The organism is Sphingobacterium sp. UBA2480, assembly GCF_002341965.1.
Lineage (GTDB): Bacteria > Bacteroidota > Bacteroidia > Sphingobacteriales > Sphingobacteriaceae > Sphingobacterium > Sphingobacterium multivorum.
Window position 1 is genome coordinate 221,303 of record NZ_DDPA01000003.1, and the last position, 18,578, is coordinate 239,880.

Sequence of the window (18,578 nt, forward strand, 5' to 3'; positions counted from 1 at the left end):
TCTTACTACAAATGAAACGAAATATTAAATATATAATGTTGGGATTGGTAGCTGCACTTTGTACACAAGGTTTACAATCCTGTAATAAAGCGTTAGATATAAATACTAACCCAAATTCACCGACTTATTCTACACCTGAATTGGTGTTACCGCAAGCTATGGTCGCTACAGCTCAGCAAGTTCCAGGTTTTAATACCTATGGAGCACGCTTTGTAGGATACTATGCGACATCTGGTGGGGTCTCGGGTTGGGGAGATATCCTGACATACGATTATGCAACAAGTGCGTTCGGTGGTTTATGGAGCGGGGTTTATAATACACTTACGGATTTGGATTATGTTGTTAAAAATACCTCCGGAAACGCGGGTTATCAGGATTTAAATCAAGCTGCCGTAGTGTTGATGGCCTACAACTATGCTAATTTAGTAGATACCTACAATGACATTCCTTATTCTGAAGCACTGCAAGGAGCAGCATTCTTAACACCGAAATACGATAAAGCAAGTGATATTTATGTCGATTTGGCTAAAAAGCTCGATGGAGCGGTGGCGTATTTTAAGGCAAATGCTTCTTCTGATGTATTTAAAAAATCGGATATCATTTTCAAAGGAGATAATACCTCTTGGGCTAAATTTGCTAATACACTTAAATTAAGGTTGGTATTGCGTGCAGGCAGTAAAGCGGCGTTTGCAAATAAGACGATAGATCCTATTGGTGTAATTACAGATGATGTGATTGTACAACCTGGATTTACTAAAATTGCGGGAAAACAGAATCCAATGTGGAATACCTGGGCATATGGTGCTGATGGTGCTGCTGTAGGTACATGGGGAACGCAATTTATCCCTACACCATTTGTAATGGCTTTTTTTGATGGATCTAAATTAAGTGATGAAGCACGTGCGAACTTGTTTTTTGCCAATGGTATTTCAACAAACGTAAACCAGTTGGGAAATACAAACAATCCGCCAGTGGGAATCTCTCCTTCTGCTTGGGTTATGAAACCAGCCTCAGGAACAATCAGTGCAACAAACTATAGAGGTTATGGTGTTATTAAAGGACCATCTGCAGGTCAACCTTTAATGCTTGGTGCAGAAGGTAATTTTCTTGGTGCAGAAGCTGTCGTTGAAGGATTACTTTCAGGTGATGCGAAAACATTTTTTGAAAACGGAATTAAAGCTTCTTTCACTTATTTAAATAAAAATGAGTCCGATGTTGTATCAAATGGTGCAAATGCGGCTACTTATTTGACAAGTTACGTGTCTGCCAATGCAGGTAAATACCTGGCAGACTGGTCTGCAGCACAAACAAAAGACCAAAAATTAGAGGCTATTGTGACACAGAAATATATAGCAATGAACTTCTTATTTGGGCACGAGGCGTATAATGAATACCGTAGAATTGGTTATCCGAAAATTGCAGGTGGAAATGTGATTGGTAATGGTAAGTTGAACTTTATTTCTACTGAGTCACGCTCGACCGCTCCTGATAAAAATCTTGCTAGGCTACCTTATCCAGCAAGTGAGTTCAGTTATAACGGTGCAAATATCCCGACGGTGAATAAATACACTGATAAATTGTTTTGGGCAAAATAAATTGATTTGAAATGAAAAAGATTATAAATTATATTTCGGTACTGTTGTTACCGTTTATGTTCACAAGTTGTTTGAAGGATGATGCAATCATCGGTCCCGATGCAGGTGGGAATGTTGAAAATATCATCGAGTTTAAAAACTTTGTAGCGCCATCTTCGGGGACATCTAGTAAATATCCGCTGTATATTCAGGCTTTTGATATGGTTCCAACAACGGATTTTGCAATTCCTGTTCAAATAGCAGGGGTGTATAATCCGAAAGCGGATGTTAAAGTTACACTAGAATTGGATAATAGTATAATTACTGCTTATAATGCACAGAATGGATCGAAATATCAACCGTTGCAAACAGCGAATTATACTGTTTCAACTTACGAGATTACAATTCCAAAAGGTCAAAAAATTGGAAACTTAAACATCAAGTTTTTTCCTGAAAAATTCGATTTTAAAGAAAGCTATGCTTTGGGATTAAAAATCAAATCTGTAAGTGAGGGGACAATCTCTGGTAATTTTGGAGCAATAGTCTTAGGTGTTGTACCGAAAAACTTATATGACGGTGTTTACACCGTTGAAAAAGGGCTTGTACAACGTTATACTGGCGGTGCTTTAAATATTGGTGATGCATTGAACGGAAGTTTGGCTGGTAATCCAAAGGTTACGCTTAAATCAATAGATGGAAACACTGTCGAAATTACAAATATGAGATGGGCAGGTGGTACTTCTGGTATTGCTGGTATCGACAACTTGCGGGCGACAATTAACCCTGCTACTAATGAAGTCACTATGTTTGCTTTAGGTGCACCGACATTAAGAAATATTGCGGGGAAGGTCAATAAATATGATCCTGCAACAAAAACATTTACATTAAATTTTGACTGGGCACAAACAACGAATAAGAGAGAAATTCTTGATCTTCAGATCAAATTTGATTCTCCTAGACCATAGTGCTACAAATTTCACATAGAAAAGGTCGNNCGACCTTTTCTATGTGAAATTATTTTCTTTAGTGGTGCCTTAGTCTATGTTTTTATGTAATAATTACCTATATTTAGTTAACAATCTCTAGAACTTATATTATGAAATTATTAGGTACCTTATGCTTTCTGGCTTTGTCCATAAGTCTATATGGCCAGAATAACCCAGCCCGTCCTAAAGAGGGTGATGAGCAGTTCGCAGCGAAATTGAATAAGCAATTAAAATTATCGAATTCCGAAATACAACGTGATATTTCGGGCGAAGTAGTTCTTGATTTTCGTGTCAACGAACATGGGAAAATTGATTCAATTGATATCGTTCGGGATTTGGGCGATAAAATTTCACTCCGCTTGATCGATATTCTTAAACGATCGGGGGATTGGGAACCTGCTAAGAAGAATGGATCACCAGTAGCTTCGTGGGTTCGTTTTCCTTACAAAGTGTTAAGCTTGAGAGAATCTGCTAGTTCGTCGCTGCTAGTAAAGGCAGAACCAATTGAAGGCATGTCTACTTTCATTGAAAAATTCTATAAAAATTTCCAATATCCACCTGAAGCACTGAAAGCAGGCTTGTCTGGTGATTATGAGTTAAATTTTATTGTGAAAGAAGATGGGAAAATTACTGGTGTTAAATTAAAAGATGATCCTGGTTATGGTGTGTTAACGAGTGCACAACGTGCCCTAAACAGAGCAGGTAAATGGAAGCCAGCAACCCAAAACGGGGAGGCTGTAAAGTCTTCGGTTGTTGTTCCATTTAAGTTAAGCTTGAAAGAGTTTAGATCTCATATTTAATTAGTAAAGTGTTTTTATCAATTCCTAAAATAGAGGTAGTATTTGCTACCTCTATTTCTTTTCGCCAAACTGAAGTACATATCCATTATTATCATAAATAGCAAACTCGCGCATCCCCCATTCGAAAGTTTCTATTTCGTAACATATTTTGACAATATCCTTCAATTCTTCCCATAAATTATCAATATCATCTATGTTAAAATAAAGGGACCCTGTAAATTGTGCTGTTTCAAAAGCAATGCTTTCAACAGGATGCGAAAACATGATTTCGATGGTTCCACTTCGCAGTAGAGCCCAGTTCAATGCTTCGTTTTTTTCAACACATGTAAACCCGAGTTTTTCAGTATAGAACTGAATAGTTTGATCTAAGTTTTTTGTATATAATATTGGATTTAAGCTTTTGTAGTTCATCTTTATTTGCCTTTGATTGTTTTGAACTATTGTTTTGTCTTTTTGATAGTAGTTATGTGTTTTTTTTTATATTGTTATCGATTGTAATGATAGTTTTATGATGAAAAATACAAAATATTGCAGTATTTATTGTTACTTCATGAAAAAAATATTTACTTTTTTGGATTAAGGTGAGTTGTTTGTGTAATTGTTTGGTATTTAGTATTTTTTGTGTCGTTTTTTTGTGTGAAATACTATGATTTATATCGTTTGTTTTCCAGTTTTTTGATTCTATTTCTAACTTCTTGTTGCATCTTTAAAAGATTGTTTTATCTTTGCTTTTAACAAAACCTTAACATTTCATGTCTAGTTTTGCACACTAACTGTATTAGCCTGTTGGGCTCATCACTTTTGAAAAACATATATTAAAAGTTTCTTCGGTGCTTTTATCGTATTTAGTTAGATAAACTACTTATTTAAACAAACATAAACATATGAAACACAAACTACTCAGTTTTTTCGTGGGGAGTATGATCCTGTCGTCTGTTGCTTTTGCGCAAGAGAAGAAGATTAGCGGTCGTGTAACTGGCGCTGATGGGAAACCGTTGGTAGGAGTTACAATTGCCGTTCAAGGATCAAACATTGCTACTCAAACAGATGCAAATGGAAAATATTCTTTATCAGTTCCAGTTGGTAAAATGATGGTTTTTAGATCTGTCGGTCATTCTGATAAAACTGTAATCGTTAAAGAAGGACAATCATTATTCAATGTGTCTTTAGAGGATCAGAATACGGCATTAGATGAGGTCGTTGTAGTCGCTTATGGTACTGCCAAAAAAGAATCTGTGACTGGATCTGTAACTTCTGTCTCCGCAAAAGATATCGAAAAGAGACCGGTTACCAATGCATTTGCAGCTTTAGAGGGATCTGCTGCTGGTATTCAACTGAACAATACTTCTGGTATGCCAGGCGCAGAACCTAGTATACGGATACGTGGATTTTCATCATTGAATGGATCTAACAACCCGCTTTATGTCGTGGACGGTGTACCTTTTGGTGGTAATATCTCCGATATCAACCCCAATGATGTGGAAAGTATTTCAGTTTTAAAAGATGCTTCATCATCTGCACTTTATGGAAGTCGGGCTAGTAATGGGGTAATTATTATTACCACCAAGAAGGGTAAGGCTGGCCGTTCTCAGGTTAATATCTCAACAGATCAGGGTTTCTACTCGAGAGGTATTGCCGAATACGATCGCGTGAATGATAGACAATTTATGGAAGCCATGTGGCAGGGATATAGAAATAGTTTACTGACTAACAATTCGGCATCCTATCCAACAGTTCAATCTGCAAATGATGAAGCAACCAAATCTTTGGTGAGCAACTATTTGAAATTAAACATCTATGATAAAGCTGATGATAAACTATTTGATTCCAATGGAAAGCTTGTCTCTGATGCCCAAATAAAAAATGGATATGCAGACGATTTGGACTGGTTTAAAGAAGTAGATCGTGTGGGCCATCGTCAAAATTATAACATTGATGGAACTACTGCTACAGATAAAGCAAAGGTTTTTTATTCGACAGGATACCTAGACGAGAAAGGATACATTAAAAATTCGGGTTTAAAGAGGTTTACAGGTCGTCTAAATGCGGAATTGCAAGCTAAAGATTGGTTTAAATATGGCTTTAACTTAGCAGGTTCACATCAGATCTCAAATCAAATTAGTGGTTCTACTGACGATGCAGGTTCATTTGTTAATCCGTATAATTATGCAAGATCGATAGCACCAATCTATCCAATTCATTTGCATAATGCAGACGGATCTTATGCATTGGACGAGGCTGGAAAAATACAGTATGATAATGGTGAATCCACAAGATTGCAATATGTCGGAAGACATACCATTTGGGAAAATGAATTAAACAGAGACCAAACAGTTCGTAATACAGTAAATGGTAGAGGCTTTCTTGAGTTCAAGTTTCTGAAAGATTTTACACTAACTTTAAACGGTGATTTAAATCTTCGCAATTCAGAACGTCGTACGTATAATAACGCAATAATAGGGGATGGTGCCGGTCAGGGTAGAGCGGCTAGGAATATTTATCGCTACAAAAACTATACAGTTCAACAATTATTGACCTGGAACAAAGATTTTGGTTTACACCATCTGGACTTATTGGCAGGACATGAGAATTATTCTGACAACTGGAGTTATCTATATGGCTATAAAACAGATGAAATTTTTGAAGGCCAAACTGATATGGTAAATTTTACCAAAATTACATCGCTGTATGACTATCAGGAAGATTATCGTGTAGAAAGTTTCTTGTCTCGTGCTCGTTATAATTACGCTGGTAAATATTTTGCGGAGGCGTCGTTTAGAAGAGATGGTTCATCTCGATTCAGCCCAGACAATCGTTGGGGGAATTTTTGGTCATTAGGTGGTAGCTGGAGTGTATCTAAAGAAGATTTCTTTAAAGATATGCTGAATACCGTTAATGAGTTAAAGGTGAGAGCATCTTACGGTGAAGTAGGTAATGATGAAAGTGCAAATAAATATTCCTATTTATCATTATATGAGTTAAGCCAGAATGCGAATGCAGGTGCGGTCTTTAAAAGTCAAAACCCTTCTCCTGATTTAATATGGGAAACTTCAAGCTCTTTCTCGGCAGCAATAGAGGCAAGATTATTCAAACGTGCAAACTTGAGCTTTGAATACTTTAATAAGCAGTCACAAAATTTGATCTTCGATGTTAATCTACCATTATCTGCCGGAGCAACATCATCTTCAAGTGCAGTATCAACAGTTACAAAAAATATAGGCTCAATGTCAAATAGAGGCTTTGAGTTAACTTTTGATGTAGACGTGTTAAAAGGTGATGGTTGGAGATGGAATGTTGGTGCCAATGCAACTTGGTTGACAAATAAAATTTTATCACTACCTGAAGAGAATAGGGAGAACGGAATTGTAACTGGTAATTTCAAATGGGTTGAAGGCGGTGGACGTTATGATTTTTGGTTGTTTAAATATGCTGGGGTAGATCAGCTTACTGGTCGTTCACTTTACCTGGCAGATACACAGCGTTTTAATGTGAATGGTTCTGCGCCAGGAAAAGCAGAGATCCCTACAGCGGAACTTGTTGAAATTAATGGAAAATACTACGTAACTAATGCTTCTAGCTATGGTCTAAGGGGCTGGTCCGGATCGGTTATTCCTAAAATGAATGGAAGTTTCAATACCAGCTTTGAGTATAAAAACTTCAGCTTCTCAGCGTTATTCACTTACGCTATCGGTGGTAAAGTATACGATTCTTCCTATGCTGGTTTGATGGCCATGTCCGGTACTCCAAGTGCGTTGCACTCGGATATCATGAAATCGTGGAACGGTATCCCTGATGGAATGACAGCATCCTCGGCAAATAGATTGGATGTAAATGGCATTCCAGCTATTAACTTTTCTCAAAGTAGTATGAATAATTATGCTACTAGCGATCGTTTCTTAGTTGACGGATCCTATTTGGTTATCAAGAATATTGCGGTGGGTTATAGTTTGCCAAAAAAATTGGTTAGTAAAATAGATTTGTCTTCCGTGAGAGTTGTTGCTGGAATTGAAAACTTGTCTACAATGACAAAACGTAAAGGAATGAACCCACAACAGCAATGGAATGGTACCAGCACAAATGCGTGGGTTACTCCACGTACAATTTCTTTTGGTGTAAAAATTGGATTATAAGAAATCAAACAATGAAAAATAATAAATATATAAAAGTATTGTTAGCAGGAATGATTCTTGTTTCTTCTTGCAAAAAAGACTATCTAAATACAAGTCCTACAGATTCCGTTGAGCTTTCTAAAGTATTTGAGACGACAAAAAATGCTGAAGTAGCCGTTAACGGTTTGGCAAAAATGATGACCCAACAGTATTTAGGTAGCCAAGGCTTTAATGGAGAGGGGACAATCAAAATGTACTATGGAAACTATCCTGGAAACAATTTTTTTGTCAACTTAAGTGGCTGGGCAGACATTATTAATGCAAATTATAATCAAAACTTAACAAGTATTTACTTGTATTATCCTTGGTTTTATTACTATAAGATCATTGGTAACGCAAATCAAATTGTCGAAAATATAGATGCTGCGAATGGAAACTTAGCCGACAAACAATTTATAAAAGCGCAAGCATTGACTTACCGTGCTTACAGTTACATGATGCTAGCTCAAATCTATGGAAATAGATGGAGTGACTCAAATAATGGGCAGACAAATGGATTGGTGTTAAGAAAAGATGTGTCAACTGGAGATATGCCTTTATCAACCTTGAGCCAAACTTATGATTTGATCTATACGGATTTGAATGATGCCATTTCATTATATGAATCTTCAAAAATTAACCGTAATCCAAATGCCAATTATCAAGTGAATAAAGATGTTGCTTATGCGGTTTATGCTCGAGCTGCTTTGAACAAGCAGGATTATGTCAATGCTGAGAAATATGCAATTCTAGCGCGTGCTAATTATAAATTGATGAACAATACGGAGTATAAAAGTGGCTTTGCAAATCCAAATGGAGAATGGATTTGGAGTAGCTACGGTGCGTCTGATGAAACGTTATACTTCTATTCATTTCAATCGTATATTGCATATAATTCATCGGCAAGTGCTGTTAGAACAGCGCCGAAATGTATCAGTAGAGAATTGTTCGATAAAATTCCTTCAACAGATATTAGAAGAGATCTTTTCTTAGATCCAAAAGGCGAAGCGTATACAACAGCTACAGGATTGGCCGGAGCGACGATGAAGGCTAGGGCATTTGCCTTATATCCTGAATTACAGTCTAACGCTGTGCCATACGCTTACATGAATTTTAAGTTTAAAGCGAATGATCTACCGGGTGTTGGAAACTTAAATCACTTTAGGGCTTCCGAGATGTACCTCATTGAAGCTGAAGCGAAATTTTTCCAAAATAAAGCAGCAAGCGAAGTTCAAGGTGTGCTTAATACATTAAACGCTACTTCAGGAAGGAATGTCAACTATGTTTGTACAAAAACAGGCACAGATCTACTTAATGAAATTAAGCTGTATCGCGCGGTTGAACTATGGGGCGAAGGATTCGATTGGTTTGATATGAAACGTTGGGGAGATTCTATTGTAAGAAGAAATAATGCGAACGGAGGTAATTTCCTTACATCTCTAGCTGTTACGATTAATCCTCAAGATAAAAATAAGTGGACTTGGTCTATTCCTCTTCGTGAGAGCGATTATAATAAGGGGTTGGAATAATTCTAGGTATGAATCAATAGGATTGAAAGGCCGGTACAATTTTGTATCGGCCTTTTTATTTTAAAAATTTCTCAATGTATAGAAACTACCTGCAAGGTGATATATTACCAAATCATTAATTTTATGTATATAAATTAATAGACTAACAATTTATTAATATTAACTTAATATTGAGAATCTATTTTTACGCCGTTGAAAGATGATGGAATAGAAGAAGGAAAAATGATTCTGCTCGTATCATATCATCAAAAGCGAAAAAGATAATTTATTTAAAATTCTCATGAAAAAAGCACTTTTACTCTTAGCTCTGATAGGACCCGTTGTAGCACTTGCGCAAAATAATAATGCGCCCTCCAGCTATGATCCACATGATATCAAGATTACGGGGTACCTTCAAACACAGTTTCAAAAGGCGCAATCTCCTGGAATTACGTCCTTTTCAGGTGGGGATTTTTCAAAGAATTCGGATAACAGATTTATGATCCGCAGGGGACGTCTTAAAATTGATCGGGTGGATACGTACTCCAGTATTGTCTTTCAATTGGATGCTACTCAAGATGGCGTGCAGTTAATGGATGCCTTTATTCAATTGCGTCACCCAAGTCAAAAAGGCCTTAGTTTAACGGCGGGACTTTTCAATAGACCTTTTGGATATTCCATTGTATACTCATCGGGCTATCGTGACTTTCCGGAACGGGCACGTGTATTCCAGACGTTGATGCCACGCGAACGTGATCTTGGAGGGATGGTAAGTTATCATCCTGGGGGTAAAGTTAAATTCTTAAATTTAGATTTAGCCTTGGTGAACGGTAGTGGTCACTCCGCTAAGGACTATGATTCTAAAAAGGATCTGATCGGTAATCTTGCTTTTAAATTTGATAGTTTAGCCGATAAAAAACTTCATTTGGGCTTTGGCGGCTCGTTCTATAAAGGTTCAGTGCGTAATGATACGAAAACGTACTATACGCCCAATAGCAATGGTTATACAGCGCATACCAGTGATGAGAATGAAGGTAAAGCCATCGGCAGGAACTATTATGGAGCAAACTTACAGGTAGAGTTTGATAATAGCTTCGGGAAATCCAGTTTCAAAACCGAATATGTGGCAGGAGACCAGCCTGGAGTTGCCGGTGGTGTCGATATTAAAGGACCTTACGCCAGCAGAAGTTTTACAACCCAGCCGACAACAGACCTTTATCAACGTAAATTTAATGGATATTATCTTTGGTTTACGCAGGAGATTGCGAAGACCGGTATTACTGCATTGATAGCGTATGACGTATATGATCCAAATACGAAAGCAAGTGGCATGACAATCGGCATGCCTGATAATTTTACGGCCGATGGCGATGTTAAGTTTAGTACGCTGGGCTATGGTCTTGCATATCAAATTAACAATAGGATAAAACTGACCGTATATAATGAGCATGTAACGAACGAAACCACAAGTTTACCCAACTTTTCGGCTGATCTGAAAGATAATGTTTTCACTACAAGGCTGCTTTATCGTTGGTAAATTGGCTCAGTGCTGTTTTTTCGCGAATATCGGTGTTGAGGGGGAGGATCAATATTTAGTTTGACCAATATAGTAGGTTGTTTAGGCCGTTTGATTTAGAGATCTCCCGACACTTAGATGTTTTTCCGAATCCGGCTCAGTGATGATGCGGTAATCCCTAAATAGGACGCTAACATGGCTAATGGAACACGATTGGCTAAACCCGGGTAAAGTTTTAAGAACAGGAGATAGCGTTCTTTGGCATCGAGATTCATCATGGTATTTGCCGTTTTTAACTTACTTTCCACCACAAAAGCATAAAGTTTGGCCATCAGCAACGGCCAAACTTTAATTTCCTTTTCAAGAAGCGTAAAATTCTCAAAATCAAGGCTCCAGATCTCACTATCTGTGAGGGATTCTATATAGTCGTTGGAAGGTGTTCGATCCAAGAAGCTCTGAAGATCCCCAATAAAACGACCTTCATAAATAAAATAACGCGTAAAATCGTCGCCTTTACTGTTGTAATAGAGCGAACGGAATACCCCCGATTCCACAAAAGCAATGCTATTGTTTACTTTACCGCAAGCGACAAAATAGCTTGACTTTGGAATACTCTTTTTTTCGAATTCTTGTCGAATTAAGTTCTCTTCTCGCAAATCGAGCTGTCCAAATTTTCGGATGTATTCCAGTAATTGCTCCATGTTCCCTTTATATTACTTAGCTAATTTAATCAATTCTTCACGTTGAGGTCCTGTTGAAAGATACTTTATGGGAACTTCTAATTCTTCTTCGAGAAAAGATATAAATGTCCTCAAGGTTTGTGGAAGCAAGTTTGCTTGCTTGATATTACAGAAATCGGTATTCCAACCTTTTAAATATTTCCAGATCGGTTTAATTTTTTGTTCAGAAGATTGGGAAAATGCTAAAGAAATTTTTTGTTCATCTATTTCATAATGGGTACAGACGGGGATGTCAGCCATTTCGTTCAAAATGTCGGCCTTCGTAAGAACGAGTTCCGTAACTCCGTTTAACATAATGGCATATTTTAATGCTGGGATATCCAGCCAGCCGACACGACGGGGACGTTTGGTATTGGAACCGAATTCAGCTCCCTTTTCCCGTAAATCATTGGCAGCTTGTCCTGTGATCTCCGTTGGGAAAATACCATTCCCCACACGGGTGCAATAGGCCTTTGTAACGCCATAAATTTTATCCACCAGTTTAGGCGACACACCTAAGCTTACACAGGCTGCGGAGGCAATCGTATTTGATGAGGTCACATAGGGATAACTTCCATGGTCGATATCAAGCAGAGTTGCCTGCGCGCCTTCCGCCAATACCTTCTTGCCATCTCGGATCGCCTTATTCAGAAAGATTTCAGTATCTATAATTGGCACTTGTTTTAAGGAAGTGCATCCTTGAATAAAATTGTGGTAGAGCTCTTCGAATGCAGGCATTTCTTGTCCCAAAAACTGTAGTTCTTTGTATTGGCGGTTTAAAATTTGATATATGTCAGTGTCAAAACTATCCGAGTGAATATCACCAACGCGAAGGTTCTGTCTGAGTATTTTATTGGAATAGCTTTGCGCAATTCCATTTTTGGTCGTTCCTATCGTGCGATACAGTGGGGACTGTTCCATATAGATATCCCAATAACGATGGGTCGGTAAAACGAGATGCGCTTTTTGGGATATCAAAATTCTATCAACGAGATCTTGATCTGGCATAATGTGCGCTAGTTCTTCGATTTCTGCTTTAAATGCTAATGGGTCAACTACCACACCGGTGCCAATAATGTTTTTAACATGCGGTGAAAAGATGCCTGATGGGAGTAGTTTAAGCGTAACTTTGTTACCTTGATAGTAAATACTATGTCCGGCATTTGCGCCGCCATTAAAACGGGCGATAATGTCATAGTCGCTTCCGATCAGATCAATGAATTTTCCTTTACCTTCGTCTCCCCATTGGAGCCCAATTAGAATGTCCATGTTGCGTTTGTCTTGAATTTATGGTCAAAGCTAGGGCTTGCAAGGCGGAGGACAATTGCCATTTGGCAAAAAGTGCTCCTCATTATCATTTGGCCAGCAGTCTTAATGCGTATGGATTGCACTTAAGCTTGTTTGTGTCCCAACCGTTGTACTTTTTGTAGCCATTTATTCCGTTTAATAGGATCGGAAGTTTTGATAATTCCGATATAGGTGACTTTAACCGGCGATATTCCACAAAATTGAAGGGTGGATCTTTTTAGTTGATTAACACTTGGCCTGCCGTAAACTAAAGCATAATACCAACTTGGTTGATCGAGTGTTGTAATGATCCGGGCAGTTTTTCCTTTGAGTAATTTGTCCCAAAATAGAGAGTTTTCGCGATATTGAAAAGCCCGTCCAGGTAAAAAAAGTCTGTCGATAAAGCCTTTCATCAAGGCTGGAAGACCGCCCCACCAAACGGGATGTATCCAGACCAAATGATCGGCCCATAAGATGTCTTCCCAGGCAAGAAGTAGGTCCTGCTCAAGTTCTGTCCGTTTACGATAACCAAATTCAAGGTTTGGATTGAAATCTAGGTCAATAATATGGATTGTTCGTACTGTAGCTCCGGACGCTGCCGCAGCTTCTTGATAGGCATTTGCGATGCCAAAATTGAAAGATTCCCGATTCGGGTGGCCATTGATAATCAGTATTTTTTTCTCCATGATGTTTTATTACATCACAAAAATAGAAATAGGGCTACCGTCTTTACAGGACAAATGTCTAAAAAGAAATTTCGCTGCGAATACGACTTAAATGACGTTGTGTAATGCCTAAATAGGAAGCGAGGTATTGTAAAGGAAGCTGTTGGATAAAATCAGGATGATCTTTGAGTAAATTGGCATAACGTTGTGATGCGGTTTCTTTTTGTAATTGAAAGACGCGTTTTTCAAGTTCAAGATATTGTTCCTCGGCAATCATTTTAAGGTATTTTGTCCATTTTAGGCTATTTTTAGCAAGCTTATCAATCATATTTTTTTTGATCGTCCACAGTTCGGCAGGGGTAATGGCCTGCATGGTCTCCATACTTGGCCCGCCTGTAATAAAGGAGGAGTAGGCCGCTATCCATGTATTGGGAAAGCGGAAACAATAGGTAATATCTGCCCTATTCGCACTGCTATAATAAGAACGGAAGATCCCTGATTGTATAAATGCAACCTCATGACAAGGTTGATTCTCTTTAACAAAAAAGTCGTTTTTGTTCAGCTTTCTGTATTCAAAAAGCTGAACAATCTGATTGATCTCTTCTTCGTCGAACAGACGCAAAGACCGAAAATATGTTGCTATCATGAAGTCCAAACTTAGAAAAATTGCGGTGTTCCTACAAGATAGATTCGATGTGTTTTAATCGGCTCAATGTTTAGTTTGCCGATTGACCAACAGGGTAGATTTTTAATTCGCATCAATTAGAATGGCCAATTGCAGGCACATTTGATCGGAGCGATTGCTCCAAGCATGATTGGTGCCGCGTTGGATGACAATATCGCCGGCTTGTAAAAGCGTTTCTTCTGTATCTGTAATCAAGTAAATCTCTCCTGAAAGAATAACGATGTAATCTAAACTTGCTGTCTGATGCATGAGGGGATGAGGGGTACCAATCGTCGTTTCTATACCAAGTTCCCGATCGGGTGGGATCTGTACATAGCGGAAGTACGTGCCATTTTTGATGACTTGGGGTATAGCGCTGTTTTCTATGGGATGCTCTTTCTCAAACTTGGCCGGCATTTGGCTGGTTTGCCAGATATCGGAAATAACAAGATTGGGATAGTGCTCTGATACATTATCGACCAATGCATCCGCTTCGATAAAGGATTTTCCGGCACGTATGCCTGTCACGATTCGTCTAGGTATAGTTCTCATTGATTTTGTATAATTAATTTATTGCCTTGAGTCTGGTTTTTTTTCAACATTAGATGCCCTTTTTCTATTGTTTCGGGGCTCAGTTTACCAATAAGATAAATAGGGGCGGGTTGAATAATTTCTTGCTCAATAGTGTGTCTGATTCGATCCAGTCCATTTTTGAAATAGGGATAATTCAGTCTTTGGGCGTGGATAAAGTTGGATATATTGATGATCTGTGCGGCCGAACTAAATAGTTGGTCTCTTGCTGCCGCGGTCGTAAAATGTGTGATGTCGATATAAGTTCCATAGGGTTTTAATACTGCGGCGGCGACTTCCGAGAGATGCTGCCCCACCGCATCAATAGCGACGTCAATACCTTGCTGATTACTTTTAAGCTTGATTATTTCCGTTAAATTCTCATTTCGATAATTGATGACACTGTCTTTTTGCAGTCCTAGTTGGCGTAATTTTTCAATACTGCCCATACTTCCTGCTGTCGCAACGATATTTTTAATGCCGTTAGCCAGGAGTAATTTTAATGCAAAAAGACCCACGCCTCCAGACGCTCCGGTTAGGAAAATATGATCTTGCGGATTAATTGCTGCTCGGTCGAAAACCTGCAATGCGGTGATGCCAGCGGTAGGAAGTGCTGCTGCTTGCTCAAACGAAATATTTTTTGGCTTAGGGGCAACGAGGCCGGCTGGTAACTGAATGTATGCTGCATAGGTTCCGTTACTGCCCATGCTGCCACAGGCAAAAAATACTTCATCTCCAATTGCGTATTCACTTACATCTGAACCTTTATCTGTGACAATTCCTGCCCCTTCTCTACCAAGTATGGGTGAAAATATATAACGTCGTTCAAATTCATTTTCACGCATCTGGTAGTCTATGGGGTTGAGTGCTGAAGCTAATATTTTAATTTTCACTTCGTTGGACTTCAGTTGAGGAAGCTCAACCTCCGCATTTATCAATTGATTGTCTTTATCCAGTATAACCGCGTTCATATCGCTATTTATTTAAATGATGGCATCCCTATGAAAAATTCCTGCCGAAATAATGTATGTTATATCAGCATTCTTTCATCTTATATAGTTGATATGACAAATCTACCTTTCGTTTGCTATATATTTGTTGGTAGTTAACAAGTGGTAACTAGTCGTTGGAAATCAATATGGGACAAGTTTTGGAAGGAAATCAAATGCGGGAGGCGAGTTGTACAGAAGAATTGCGCGCTATACGTGACGCGCTGGATATTTTGGGCGGAAAATGGAAATTGATGATATTGCGTTATTTGGCTAATCGGGAGTTGCAGGAAATTTATTTCAAAAAAATGGAACGGGAGATTCAGGGAATTTCTGCAAAAGTGTTGACAAAAGAACTTCGAGACCTTGAATTAAACTTGTTAGTCGCCCGCCAGCCCAGTGAAGACCCCGTGAAAGTGTTCTATAAAATTACCGCCTATGGTAAAAGTGTATTCCCCGTTACCGAATCACTGGTCAGTTGGGGGTTGGAATACCGAGAGAAAGTGAAACAAGAACTCGCTGCATTAACGAAATAGCAATTTATTCCGATTGAAGAATTAACTTTTTGATCAGTGAAATCTGACCAAGGTGATAATAGCTATGTTCGATTACAGCTTCGATATTTCTGAGGTAAGATCCATACTTTTTATCAATAAATGGCTGATCGAAGAGGTTTTCTTCAAATTGGGCAATGCTGTTGGCAAATGTGGCTGCGTTTTTTAGGAATCGATCTACTAGTGTATCCCAGTCTGCTTTGGATTGGATAGGCGGGATATCAAAGCTGTATTTATCACTAATTTCCAATTTTCCATACGTAAATGCAGCTAGTAAACCTTCTAGGTAATAATTGATATGATAGGTTAGCGCAGCGATGGAATTCAGATTATTTATTTTGAATATGGCCTGTTCCCAGGTCGTATTCAGTAGTTGTTCCTGATAGTTGGTGTTGGCAATCCAACGTCCATTCAAAAAAACTTCGCGAAGCCTGTCTGCAATAAATATACGTCTTTCCATTTTGTAATTTATCTTTCTAATAATCAGTTGTTCTACTGCTTTTGTTTTATTATACGTTTACACTATACAGCATCGTCGAGGAATTATAATCGACTATCTGTCCAATTTACATACAATTTTCCGATTCTTCATCTTCAGTTAATCTCTTGTTAATAAGACTTTTCTTTTTTTGTATAAAGTCATTGTTACCACGAAACTATGTTTACACTAACCGGAAGAGATCTAAAAAATGTTTGGGACCAATTTGTGAAAGAGGAGTGTGAAGATTCATTTTATGCTTTATACAAACATTATTACCATTATCTTTCCTATTTGGGAACGAAAAAGAAAATGTCGGTACAGCGTATTCAGGATAGTGTGAATGATGTATTTCTACATCTTTGGGAAAAGAAGACTGACAATCAAAAAATACGCAATCATCATAATTATATTATTACGGTTTTCTTTCAAAAACTTTTTCGCAAGGAAACACTGCAACTGACAGATTTGGATTTTGTGGAAGAAATCCATGATCCGTCAATCCATCACTCTGTTGAAGAACAACATATACGTGCGGTAACAACAAATACCGTAACACAGTTGGTTGAGGAGCATATGGAGCAATTGGGAACAAAACAACGGCTGGTGATTTACCAACGATTTTTTTTGGATCTTTCTTATCAGGAAATCGCTGATGCCAATCAGGTTTCGATCCATACGATCTATAATACCATTTATAAATCCCTAGAAAAAATAAAAAATAACCTTTCTAGTGAACAAGAAATCTTTCTTAAAGTTGCCGTAGGGCTACTTTCTTCATTTTTGTTGATTTTTTATTAAAAACGAGTAGTGAAAAAATGACCCTGCCCACTCTATTGTATAAATTACGATTAGAGTGGTATGAACGAACTTAATTTGCATGCGTTATTATTGGACGAATCTTTTGTGAACTATTGCAAGGGAACGAATAAAGAGGATATCGAAAAATGGGAAAAATGGTTACAAAAATATCCTGAACATAAAGCGTCCATAGCGGAGTTGCAGGAGACCATTGTGGCAATGGGACATTATGCGGGTGAACTATCCGTTCAAACAAACTATGATCGTTTGCAGTCTCAAATAAAAAAGCGCGCTAACCAACACCGCTTTACAGAAATTGGTATGGCTGTCTGGTTAAAAATTGCGGCGCTCCTAGTCGCTGTTAGCGCTATCTCACTGTTTCTATTTAAACAACAGCTTGCTGAAGAACAGCCAAAAAACGTGCAGCATATTGGTGCTCCAGGAAAGGATGATGCTCTATTAACACTAAAAGATGGCTCCGTTGTTTCATTAGCTGATATAAAAAATGGAAGTGTGGTAGCACTTCAAGGCGGGGTAGAAATACAAAAGAATAAAGACGGTGAATTGGTTTATAAAGCCGTTGAACAAGGGGAAGCAGCCAGCACTGCTGTGAATAAAATAACGACCAATCGCGGAAACCAATATCAAATTATATTGCCCGACGGATCCAAAGCATTTCTCAATGCAAATTCGACGTTGACCTATCCTTTGAAATTTAGTGAAAACGAACGGCATGTCCATATGACCGGAGAGATTTACTTTGAAATTGCAAAAATTGAGACGGGAATAGGAGTGGGAAGGCGAATTCCTTTTTACGTGGAGACAGCAAATCAAAAAATTGAGGTGCTTGGTACGCATTTTAATGTGAACGCATATGATGACGAACCTTATACAACAACAACTTTATTGGAGGGAGTTGTACGCGTTAGTTCGAAAAAAAGAAATGAATCGGTGCTCTTAAAACCAGGGCAGCGGGCCTTGTTAAATGAAGCCCTGCGTGTAGAAAATGTCGATATCTCTCAGGAAGTAGCTTGGATAAATGGTGACTTTGTTTTTAAAGGAGAGGAGTTAGTAAGTCTGCTGCGTAAAGTTTCAAGGTGGTACAACGTGGATGTAGCATGTCCCGAACGACTTGAAAAGCTGAAATTTGATGGTATGGTATCGCGTTCTCAGCCGCTATCTACCATTATTGATATGTTGCAAACAACAGGAAAAGTAAAATTAACGCTAAATGGAAGGAGGCTTATTGTGATAGATTGACCTATCTAATTTTTACGATAAGCCGGATAAAAACAACCAAAGGTGCTGGTAACACCTTT

At 38.3% G+C, this 18,578-nt stretch carries 17 protein-coding genes; 9 read left to right on the top strand and 8 right to left on the bottom strand.

Annotated features, from left to right (window positions below; translation table 11 throughout):
* The first annotated feature begins 11 nt into the window (after positions 1 to 11).
* The 3 genes from B3600_RS06790 (at position 12) to B3600_RS06800 (ending at position 3,360) form a co-directional block, all read left to right on the top strand.
* Positions 12 to 1,595, top strand: a complete 1,584-nt coding sequence (locus tag B3600_RS06790) for a SusD/RagB family nutrient-binding outer membrane lipoprotein (protein WP_159729811.1) — start codon at positions 12 to 14, stop codon at positions 1,593 to 1,595.
* A gap of 11 nt (positions 1,596 to 1,606) precedes the next feature.
* Positions 1,607 to 2,539 (top strand): DUF1735 domain-containing protein, encoded by a 933-nt coding sequence (locus B3600_RS06795; protein ID WP_159332777.1) that lies wholly within the window; start codon positions 1,607 to 1,609, stop codon positions 2,537 to 2,539.
* Positions 2,540 to 2,670: 131 nt separating this feature from the next.
* Positions 2,671 to 3,360: an energy transducer TonB gene (locus tag B3600_RS06800; protein ID WP_286752473.1), complete on the top strand. Its 690-nt coding sequence runs from the start codon at positions 2,671 to 2,673 to the stop codon at positions 3,358 to 3,360.
* A 51-nt stretch (positions 3,361 to 3,411) separates the two neighbouring features.
* Here B3600_RS06800 and B3600_RS06805 read toward each other — a convergent pair whose 3' ends face one another.
* On the bottom strand, positions 3,412 to 3,771 hold the full coding sequence (locus B3600_RS06805) for a VOC family protein (RefSeq protein WP_286752474.1): 360 nt from the start codon (positions 3,769 to 3,771) through the stop codon (positions 3,412 to 3,414).
* 473 nt (positions 3,772 to 4,244) lie between these two features.
* Between B3600_RS06805 and B3600_RS06810 the strand changes: the two genes are divergently transcribed.
* From B3600_RS06810 to B3600_RS06820, 3 genes are all read left to right on the top strand, one after another.
* A complete protein-coding gene (locus B3600_RS06810; protein WP_286752475.1) occupies positions 4,245 to 7,490 on the top strand; it encodes a SusC/RagA family TonB-linked outer membrane protein in 3,246 nt (1,081 codons plus the stop codon).
* A gap of 11 nt (positions 7,491 to 7,501) precedes the next feature.
* Positions 7,502 to 9,037, top strand: a complete 1,536-nt coding sequence (locus tag B3600_RS06815) for a RagB/SusD family nutrient uptake outer membrane protein (protein WP_286752476.1) — start codon at positions 7,502 to 7,504, stop codon at positions 9,035 to 9,037.
* Between the two features lie 280 nt (positions 9,038 to 9,317).
* On the top strand, positions 9,318 to 10,553 hold the full coding sequence (locus B3600_RS06820) for a porin (RefSeq protein WP_286752477.1): 1,236 nt from the start codon (positions 9,318 to 9,320) through the stop codon (positions 10,551 to 10,553).
* Between the two features lie 113 nt (positions 10,554 to 10,666).
* Here B3600_RS06820 and B3600_RS06825 read toward each other — a convergent pair whose 3' ends face one another.
* The 6 genes from B3600_RS06825 to B3600_RS06850 form a co-directional block, all read right to left on the bottom strand.
* Complete coding sequence (locus B3600_RS06825; protein ID WP_286752478.1) at positions 10,667 to 11,233, bottom strand: Crp/Fnr family transcriptional regulator; 567 nt, start codon at positions 11,231 to 11,233, stop codon at positions 10,667 to 10,669.
* Positions 11,234 to 11,245: 12 nt separating this feature from the next.
* Positions 11,246 to 12,520: an adenylosuccinate synthase gene (locus B3600_RS06830; protein ID WP_286752479.1), complete on the bottom strand. Its 1,275-nt coding sequence runs from the start codon at positions 12,518 to 12,520 to the stop codon at positions 11,246 to 11,248.
* A gap of 122 nt (positions 12,521 to 12,642) precedes the next feature.
* A complete protein-coding gene (locus B3600_RS06835; RefSeq protein ID WP_286752480.1) occupies positions 12,643 to 13,224 on the bottom strand; it encodes an NAD(P)H-dependent oxidoreductase in 582 nt (193 codons plus the stop codon).
* A 58-nt stretch (positions 13,225 to 13,282) separates the two neighbouring features.
* A complete protein-coding gene (locus B3600_RS06840; RefSeq protein WP_286752481.1) occupies positions 13,283 to 13,849 on the bottom strand; it encodes a Crp/Fnr family transcriptional regulator in 567 nt (188 codons plus the stop codon).
* A 102-nt stretch (positions 13,850 to 13,951) separates the two neighbouring features.
* Positions 13,952 to 14,419 (bottom strand): cupin domain-containing protein, encoded by a 468-nt coding sequence (locus B3600_RS06845; protein ID WP_112373615.1) that lies wholly within the window; start codon positions 14,417 to 14,419, stop codon positions 13,952 to 13,954.
* Entirely contained in the window at positions 14,416 to 15,408 is a 993-nt protein-coding gene (locus B3600_RS06850; protein ID WP_286752482.1) for an NADP-dependent oxidoreductase, read from the bottom strand. The genes B3600_RS06845 and B3600_RS06850 overlap by 4 nt, the downstream gene beginning before the upstream one ends.
* Positions 15,409 to 15,575: 167 nt before the next feature.
* Between B3600_RS06850 and B3600_RS06855 the strand changes: the two genes are divergently transcribed.
* Entirely contained in the window at positions 15,576 to 15,962 is a 387-nt protein-coding gene (locus B3600_RS06855) for a winged helix-turn-helix transcriptional regulator (protein ID WP_112374037.1), read from the top strand.
* 4 nt (positions 15,963 to 15,966) lie between these two features.
* Here the strand turns inward: B3600_RS06855 and B3600_RS06860 are convergent, their stop codons facing one another.
* Positions 15,967 to 16,440, bottom strand: a complete 474-nt coding sequence (locus tag B3600_RS06860; protein WP_286752483.1) for a DinB family protein — start codon at positions 16,438 to 16,440, stop codon at positions 15,967 to 15,969.
* A 198-nt stretch (positions 16,441 to 16,638) separates the two neighbouring features.
* Here B3600_RS06860 and B3600_RS06865 point away from each other — a divergent pair, with 198 nt between their 5' ends.
* Positions 16,639 to 17,259: an RNA polymerase sigma factor gene (locus B3600_RS06865; protein ID WP_286752484.1), complete on the top strand. Its 621-nt coding sequence runs from the start codon at positions 16,639 to 16,641 to the stop codon at positions 17,257 to 17,259.
* A 60-nt stretch (positions 17,260 to 17,319) separates the two neighbouring features.
* Positions 17,320 to 18,519 (top strand): FecR family protein, encoded by a 1,200-nt coding sequence (locus B3600_RS06870; RefSeq protein ID WP_286752485.1) that lies wholly within the window; start codon positions 17,320 to 17,322, stop codon positions 18,517 to 18,519.
* Positions 18,520 to 18,578 lie beyond the last annotated feature (59 nt).